We start from the raw sequence: 8083 nt of genomic DNA, 5'->3' as shown, positions 1-8083 counted from the left end.
TCGTTGCAGCAGCGATTGAAGTGGAAAGCCCGGAGGCAGAAAAACTATTTTTTGTGCCCGGAAAAAACAGCGACCAGCGGAAGCTCGTTTTTTGGGCTACAAAAAAAGTTTTTTCTGCCGAGGACTTGTAACGGAAAGCGCGATCGCTGCCCATATTTTATTCTTGAAAATTTTGTAAATATTGGATAATTTCTTCGGGTGAAAATATAAAATGAGGATTGGAATTTTGGATTGCGGTTTGGGGCATAAATGGCATCTCGGCAGTTTCGGGGTTTTGGACGATGGTTATTGCTCCTAATGTTTTGAGGATTTGTAAGCCTTTGGAGCCATCGGTATTGGCACCTGATAATAAAATGGCTGTGGTGTTGCTGGTAAATATTTCGGCTGCGGATTGAAAAGTGACGTCAATGCTGGGACGACTATAATTTATTTTTTCGGAGTTATCTACTGCTATTGTGTGATTTTTTTCGAATAGTAAGTGATAATCAGATGGGGCGATGTAGATATTTCCTTTAAAGATGGGTATTTTATCTTCGGTGGGTTGAACGGGAATTTTTGTTTTTGCGGCAATTAATTCTTCTAGAATTGTATCGTCTGCTGATTTACGATGTACTACAATGACGAGTGCAAATGGAATGGGATTGGGCAATTTTGGCAACAATCGCATTAAAACCTCTAAACTTCCTGCAGAACCTCCGATGATTACTACTTTCAATTCATTTTCCGCCATATTTTTTCTTTTTGAAGTTGACGATATCGGTTTTGGATGTTAGAAAATTTGATGCTTTCTTTAGTGCCTAATGCGAGATACCCAAGTGAAGAAAGACTTTCATCAAACAGCATCAAAGCTTTGTCTTGCAGGTCTTTATCAAAATAAATTAAAACATTTCTACATAGAATTAAGTCGAATTCGTTGAAAGATTTATCGGATACTAAATTATGGATTGAGAAAACCATTCGCTTTGACAAGTTTTCGTTGAATTTTGCGTGGTTATAGTTGGCAATATAATATGATGAAAAATCCTTTTTGCCGGAGGCTGCAATATAATTTTCGGAATATTGTTTCATGTTTCGCAATGGAAAAACACCTTTCTTGGCGTTTTCGAGTACTCGAGTGCTAAGATCTGTGGCATACAAGATTGATTTTTGTAACACTCCCGCTTCTTCAAGAAGTATTGCCATGGAATAGACTTCCTCTCCGGTGGAACAGCCTGCATGCCAAATCCTGATAAAAGGTTTTGTGGCTAATACTGGTATAATTTCTTGTCTTACAATTTTGTAAAAGTGAGGGTCTCGAAACATTTCGGTGACATTAACGGTAATTTCCTCTACGATTCGACGAACATAATTGATGTCAGTTTTAATTTTATATATAAATTCTTGAAAATGTGAAATCTCGTCAAGATTGATGATGCGGTCTATCCTTCGCTTGAATGATGCTTTTGAATATCCACTGAAATCCAATCCGTAGTGATCGAAAATTTCCTGAATTACTTCCTCAAGTTGGCTGTCAGTTGTCATTTACAAATTGTTTAAAATGAGCATTAATCGATCTACATCTATGGGTTTTGAAATGTAATTATCAGCACCCGCTTGAAGGCATTTTTCGCGATCGCCTACCATAGCTTGAGCGGTTACGGCGATTACTGGAACGGTACTTTTAATTTCCTTAATTATAGGAATTGCTTCATAACCATCCATTTCGGGCATCATCATATCGATTAAAATGACATCAACAAAATTTTCTTTTAAAAAATAGATTGCGTTTTCGGCGCTACTTTGGGCAACACACTCGAAACCTCTCGCTTTTAATGTGGCTTTTAAAGCAAATATATTTCGAGGATCGTCATCAACAATTAAAACTTTATTTTTCATTTTTTTTGGTTTTAATTTTTATCGTAAAGCCAAACTCTAAGTAAGGACAATAGTTGGTCAATATCAACAGGCTTTGTAATATAATCTGAAGCTCCTGCATTAATACATTTTTCACGATCTCCCATCATTGCTTTTGCGGTGACGGCAATAACCGGTAAATCACGGAAATTTTTGTTCTCACGTATTTTTGTTGCGGTTTCATATCCATCTAAATTAGGCATCATCATGTCGAGTAGCACGACATCGATTTCGGGGTTTTCCTGTAAAGCGCTCAATGCTTCGTTACCGTCAATGGCGGTTACAACACTCATTTTAAGGGCTTCGAGTGATTTGGTTAATGAATAAATATTTCGCACATCGTCATCAACTACGAGTACCGTTTTGCCACTTAAAATGTTATTTAAATTTTGATGTTTTTTAAATTCTTTTTTAGGAGTTACACTTTTATTTTCTTCTACTAAATGTAAAAAAAGTGAAACTTCGTCTAACATCCTTTGATAAGAATTTGCGGTTTTGACCACAATAGAATCTGCGTATTTCTTGAGTTTAAGTTCTTCTTTCATCGATAAACTTTTTCCTGTAAACACGATTACCGGAAGGTTTTCTAGTCCTGGATTATCTTTTATATTTTCAAGAATTTCGTAGGAGTACTTGTCTGGAACTCCCATATCTAAAATCACACAATCAACGTTGTCACTTTTTAGCGCATTGATACCGTCGTGAATTTCGCTCTTAATTTCGGAGTTAATGTTGTAATTTTCAAGGAAAAATGCTAAAGCTTTAGCGTGTTTTTGGTTATCTTCTACGATTAATACTTTTTGCGACTCTCGATTGACAATTTTCTCTATTTTGTGAAATATTTCGGGAATTTTTTCAAACGCTACGGGTTTGTCAAGAAAATTTACGGCACCTTTTAATAAACTTTCCTGCTTGAGTTGATGCGAAGACATGATGTGAACTGGAATAGGCTTTGTGATAGGATTATTTTTTAAATCGTCCATTACTTGCCATCCATTTTTCATTGGAAGTTCAATATCAAGCAAAATTCCAACTGGTTTATGTGCTAATGCAAAATTTAGGGCATAATCTCCCCGAACACAAACGATCCCTTTATAGCCTTTTTTTCGGGTGAATTCAAGCAGGGATTTTGCAAAATTTATGTCATCTTCTACAATCAAAATAATTTTGTCCCTATCCGAAATATTATTTCGATCGTCATCAATTTCTTTGGGAATATGCGTACTTAAGTATTGAGGTAATTCAACTTCTTTATTAATTTCGGCAGAAGGTTTCTCTGCAGGTTTATCTTGAACGACTATTGGGTTTCCATAAATAGGCAAAGTTAATGTAAATTCACTTCCATGATTCACGATACTTTTTAAAGAAATTTCGCCTTTTAACAATTTGGTGAGTTCTCGGCTGATAGACAGTCCTAGTCCTGTTCCACCATATTTTCTTTTGGTGGAACCGTCAGCTTGCTGAAATGCTTCAAAAATAAGCGGTTGTTTTTCTCGAGGAATTCCGATTCCAGTATCTTTTACAGTGAAAACCACAGCCTTTTCATTAGAGTTATGTTTTTCTATTTGTAAGGTTACGCTACCTTCGGAGGTAAATTTTATAGCGTTTGAGATTAAATTCTTTAAAATTTGTTCCAAACGCATTTTATCGGTTTTTATCACTAAAGGAGCATTTTTATCGTCAATAATAAACTGGATTCCTTTTTCTTTAGCAACTTCCGAGAATAAATCTTGCATGCTGTGTGTAATTTCACTTACGGGCGTTTCTAAAAATTCTAGGTCCATTTTTCCTGCTTCGATTTTTGACAGATCTAAAATTTCATCAATTAATCCAAGTAATCCCCTACCCGAACTTTGAATTACTTTGGCAAATTCAGTTTGTTCTTCGGTTAAATTTTTTTCGTTATTTTCCGAAAGCAAACGGCTTAAAAGTAAGATAGAATTTAAGGGTGTTCGAAGTTCGTGCGACATGTTTGCTAAGAACTCAGATTTATATTTGGTGCTTAATTCAAGGTCTTCGGATTTTTTTTGAATTTCCAAATTTCGCTCTTCTAAAAGTGTGCTTCTTTCAGCTAGTTCTTCATTAGTTTGCTGTAATTCTTCTTGTTGAACGCGTAATTCTTCTTCAGATGCTTGTAGCTTTTCTGTTTGGGTTTCAAGTTCGGCATTCATTTGTTCTAATTCGGTATGTTGGGCTCGTAATTCTTCGGATTGCGCTTGTGTTTCTTCAAGTAATTCTTGCAAACGTTTTCTATTTTGGGCGGATTTTAGTGCGATACCTATATTATTGGCAATAGCGTTAAAGTATTTTTTTTCGGTGGTAGAAAAATTTCTAATTGCTGCTATTTCTAAAACACCTTCAACATTATTATCTAATAGTGGAATGGCAATAATATGTTTTGGATAAACTTTGCCGTGGGCAAAACTAATTAGGAAATTTTCTGCTGGGATTTCTTTAAGTTCCATCACTTTTTTTGATGTGGCTGCTTGGCCTGCTAATCCCTCTCCCATTTTGAAAAACTTTCTTTCTTTTGCAGAAACAAAATTATAACCTGCAGTTTCCATAAATTCATTTCCTTCAAGAACATATAAAACTGCCGCATCTGCCTGAACATAATTGGCTACATAATCAACGATATTTTTACTCAACTCTTCGATGTTTTTTTCTCCTAGCATGGCTTGGCTCAACTCGGAAATACCTGCCTGAAGCCAATCATTTTCTACTAAAGTGGTAAAAGAATTTTCCAATGAACTTGCCATAGCATTAATGGAAACGCCCATTTCTCCTAGGGTATCATCATTAGCCTCATTGGTTCGGATTGAATAATTTCCGGCAGAAATTTGCGCTGCAATGCCGCTTATTAACTCAATCCGTTCTCGTGTTTCAAGGTCTTTATTTTTTAGTTCAAGATATAATTTTGATCTTTCTGAGTAGTCTTTTAAAATTCTTGAAAAGTAAAAAAGAGTTGTTAATAATGAAATTAATGCTGCAATAATGATTAAAATCATGGAATACATTCCATAATTTTTTGAGTTTGACATTCTTTCATTTAGTAGTTGTCGTTCCTGAGATTCCATTAAATCTAAAGTTTCTCGAATTGACTTCATTATCTCTCTACCTCTTAAAACATCGTCTTCAAAGATTATTTTGCCAGTTTGACGTTCATTTTTTCTGTCATTTAAATACTGAAACAGATTTGATTTGAGGGTTTTTAATTTTTCAATTTGTTGTTGCTGTATGTCATTGTCACCCGTTAATTCCTCAAGTTTTTGAATGTAACTATTTGAAGTTTCTTCGGCATTTAAATAAGGCTGCAGAAAAATTGATTTTCCTGTAAGCATATATCCTCGAATACTGGTTTGCGCATCAACCATTGTGCTAGAAGCGGAATTTAAATTATAAATTACTTCTTGTGTATGATTTACCCACTTGTTACTGTTTAGCAAACTTTTAATGCTGACAAACGAGGCGACCGAACTTACTAAAAGAAGTGAAAATGAAAACCCGAATCCTATTATTAAATTTCTTTTAAAATTTGTATCCATGTGAAAAAATAGCGTTTGTGGTGTTATTATTTGAGTTTTTTAGGCCGGTAAAATAATTATAAATGCCGCTCCGTGACCTAAATTTCCTTTTGCAGTAATGATACCATTATGCTTTTCAACGATTTTTTTGGCTATTGCAAGACCAATACCAGTACCTTCATATTTTTCGCGGTCATTAAGGCTTTGGAAAATAATAAAAATTTTGTCAATATAGGCATCGTCGAAACCTATACCGTTGTCTTTTAATGTGATACGCCAAAATTTACCATGCTCATCTTTATTTGCATCAAAATTTTTTGAGGCAACTTTTTCACAAGATATGTCAATTTTAATCGGTACATTTTCTTTTCCGAATTTGAGTGAATTACCTATCAAATTTTGAAATAATTGCCGTAGTTGGCTAGAGACACCTTGAACGATGGGTAATTCGTCAACAGAAATTTCGGCATTATTTTGTTCAACTAAATAATCTAAATCCGACAAAACTTCTCCTAAAACTTCATTAAGATCTGTTTTTTCCGCAGCTACTTTTGACGAAAGTCGGGAATAAACTAAAAGATCATTAATGAGTTTTGACATTCGATCTGCAGCGCTAATGGTTCTATTAGAATAATCAATTGCTTTATCGCTATCTATTAAGTATTTGTCTTTTATCAATTTAAGAAAAACTTCAATTTTCCTGAGCGGTTCTTTTAAATCGTGGGATACTACCCATGCAAACTGTTGTAACTCGTGGTTGGAAAGCTCGAGCTCTTCATTTTTAATAACTAACTCACTTGTTCTTTCCATTACTTTTTCTTCTAAATTTTCGTGAGCGCGTTTTTGTTCATGAATATCAGTTAAGGTTCCCACCCATTTTACAATTTTGTATTGAACAATTATAGGTACTATTCTTACTGAGAAATATCTGAATTTATTATTTTTAAGAACTTTAATCCTTACATCAGCATGATATTCTTGTCCGCTCTCAAATGCTACTTGCCATTTATGAACACAAGTAGAATCATCAGGATGAACAGCAGGAAAAACATCGCTTTTGTGCGAAAATTGAAACCATCTGTTGTTAACATATTCAATGTTACCTTCTGCGGAGATTGTAAAAGTTGTTTGCGGTAAGGATTCTAAAACAGAGTTAAGCTCATCCATTTGAAGGGAGAGTTTTTCCTGAGCTTCTTTTCTGATTGTAATTTCACGCGAAAGAATATCACGTGTTTGTCGTAGTTCTCTATTTTGTTCAGATAATTTTAAAAAAGTTTTTACTTTTAAAATTAATAAATCAGGATCAACCGGCTTGGTAATATAATCAACGCCACCAGAGTGATAGCCTTTACTGATGTATTTTTTTTCTTTATTAATAGCCGATAAAAAAAGTACGGGAATATCCTTGGTTCTATTGCTTCCGGCAAGATTTTCGGCTACTTCAAAACCGTCCATTCCAGGCATTTGAACGTCAAGAATAATTAGCGAATACTCATTTTTTAGAATTTTTTTCAGCGCGATTTCGCCAGATTCTGCGCTATCGGTTGTTAAGCCGTGGAGCTCGAGCGTTTTTTGTAAAGCGATTATGTTTTCGCTTTTATCATCAACAATTAAAATCATAATTTGGTAGCGGTTTACTTTGTGTAAACCGTGGTTTTCTATTTAAATAACAATATTCTTGGGGAAGAACATTGGTTTAATAAATTTTGGCGCAAGACCAACGAAACTTTATGTTTTGTTTGTAAGATTTTCAAAAATATATAAAAAATCTGAATAATATTACGTGGGCTTTTAATAATCAGGAATTATATATTCATTTTTTGGTGCAATTGATTTAATAACACTTGGTATTTCGAAATTTCAATTAAATCTTCGTCAGATTCCGTGTGATCTAAAATTTCGTCAAGCATTTCGCTCGCCAATACAAAACTGGAATATGCCGCATCGTAATCTTTAATCGCAATATAATCAATGACCTGTTGAACATTTATTTTTAAGGCAACAAAATTTTGCGACATAATTATTGAGGATTTGGTTTTACACAAATGTAGGAGTTTTTTTTTGTAATTACTGCCATAAATCAAGCAAAACAATCTTTTAATTTCATACATTTACCTAAACTAAAACATGGTATGGAACCAGAAAATATCATACTCAAACAACAACTTCATGAAACTTTTGATCAATTAATTATAACTATTAATAAGGTTGACGAAGATCATTTAAACAAAAAAATTTCTGCAAATGAATGGTCTGTGGGTCAAATTGTAGAACATATTATTATGGCTGTTTCAGGCTTTGAAGCACTATTTTCCAAAGAAAATAGTGCATCCGAGCGACCTATGAACAAAAAAGCAACTTTGATACGTGAGGTATTTTTAAATTTTGAAACAAAATATGTTGCTCCTGAAATGGTAGTTCCAAATCAAAGTAACCACCAAAAAAACAAGTTAATTTTTGATCTTAAAAATCTTAGACAAAAATTACTAGAACTTGTTGAAAATATTGATCTCACGCTAATTCCTCAACACTTTGAAATTACTGGATTTGGAAAATTTAGTCGGTTTGAATGGTTCACTTTTGCGGTTTTTCACACCCAAAGACATCATTTTCAAATCATCGAAACCCTCAAAATAGTTACATCTGTTAAAGACTAATTTATCTTT

7 protein-coding genes are annotated in these 8083 nt (G+C 34.0%); 1 reads left to right on the top strand and 6 read right to left on the bottom strand.

Annotation, left to right across the window (positions count from 1 at the left end; genetic code table 11):
- Positions 1-157: 157 nt before the first annotated feature.
- The 6 genes from GV828_RS11005 to GV828_RS10980 all read right to left on the bottom strand — a co-directional run bounded on the left by GV828_RS11005 (position 158) and on the right by GV828_RS10980 (position 7435).
- Positions 158-730: a chemotaxis protein CheB gene (locus GV828_RS11005; protein WP_166537545.1), complete on the bottom strand. Its 573-nt coding sequence runs from the start codon at positions 728-730 to the stop codon at positions 158-160.
- Complete coding sequence (locus GV828_RS11000; protein WP_166537544.1) at positions 712-1521, bottom strand: CheR family methyltransferase; 810 nt, start codon at positions 1519-1521, stop codon at positions 712-714. Before GV828_RS11000 ends, GV828_RS11005 begins: the two co-directional genes overlap by 19 nt.
- Positions 1522-1875, bottom strand: coding sequence for a response regulator transcription factor (locus GV828_RS10995; protein ID WP_166537543.1), 354 nt, complete (start codon positions 1873-1875; stop codon positions 1522-1524).
- 11 nt (positions 1876-1886) lie between these two features.
- Complete coding sequence (locus GV828_RS10990) at positions 1887-5438, bottom strand: hybrid sensor histidine kinase/response regulator (RefSeq protein WP_166537542.1); 3552 nt, start codon at positions 5436-5438, stop codon at positions 1887-1889.
- A 39-nt stretch (positions 5439-5477) separates the two neighbouring features.
- Positions 5478-7037, bottom strand: a complete 1560-nt coding sequence (locus GV828_RS10985) for a hybrid sensor histidine kinase/response regulator (protein ID WP_166537541.1) — start codon at positions 7035-7037, stop codon at positions 5478-5480.
- 185 nt (positions 7038-7222) lie between these two features.
- A complete protein-coding gene (locus GV828_RS10980; protein ID WP_166537540.1) occupies positions 7223-7435 on the bottom strand; it encodes a hypothetical protein in 213 nt (70 codons plus the stop codon).
- 114 nt (positions 7436-7549) lie between these two features.
- Between GV828_RS10980 and GV828_RS10975 the strand changes: the two genes are divergently transcribed.
- Positions 7550-8074 (top strand): DinB family protein, encoded by a 525-nt coding sequence (locus tag GV828_RS10975; RefSeq protein ID WP_166537539.1) that lies wholly within the window; start codon positions 7550-7552, stop codon positions 8072-8074.
- The last annotated feature ends 9 nt before the right edge of the window (positions 8075-8083 follow it).

Origin of the sequence: Flavobacterium ichthyis (genome assembly GCF_009915155.1) — a bacterium.
Lineage (GTDB): Bacteria > Bacteroidota > Bacteroidia > Flavobacteriales > Flavobacteriaceae > Flavobacterium > Flavobacterium ichthyis.
This window is presented reverse-complemented; position numbering and strand designations above follow the sequence as displayed.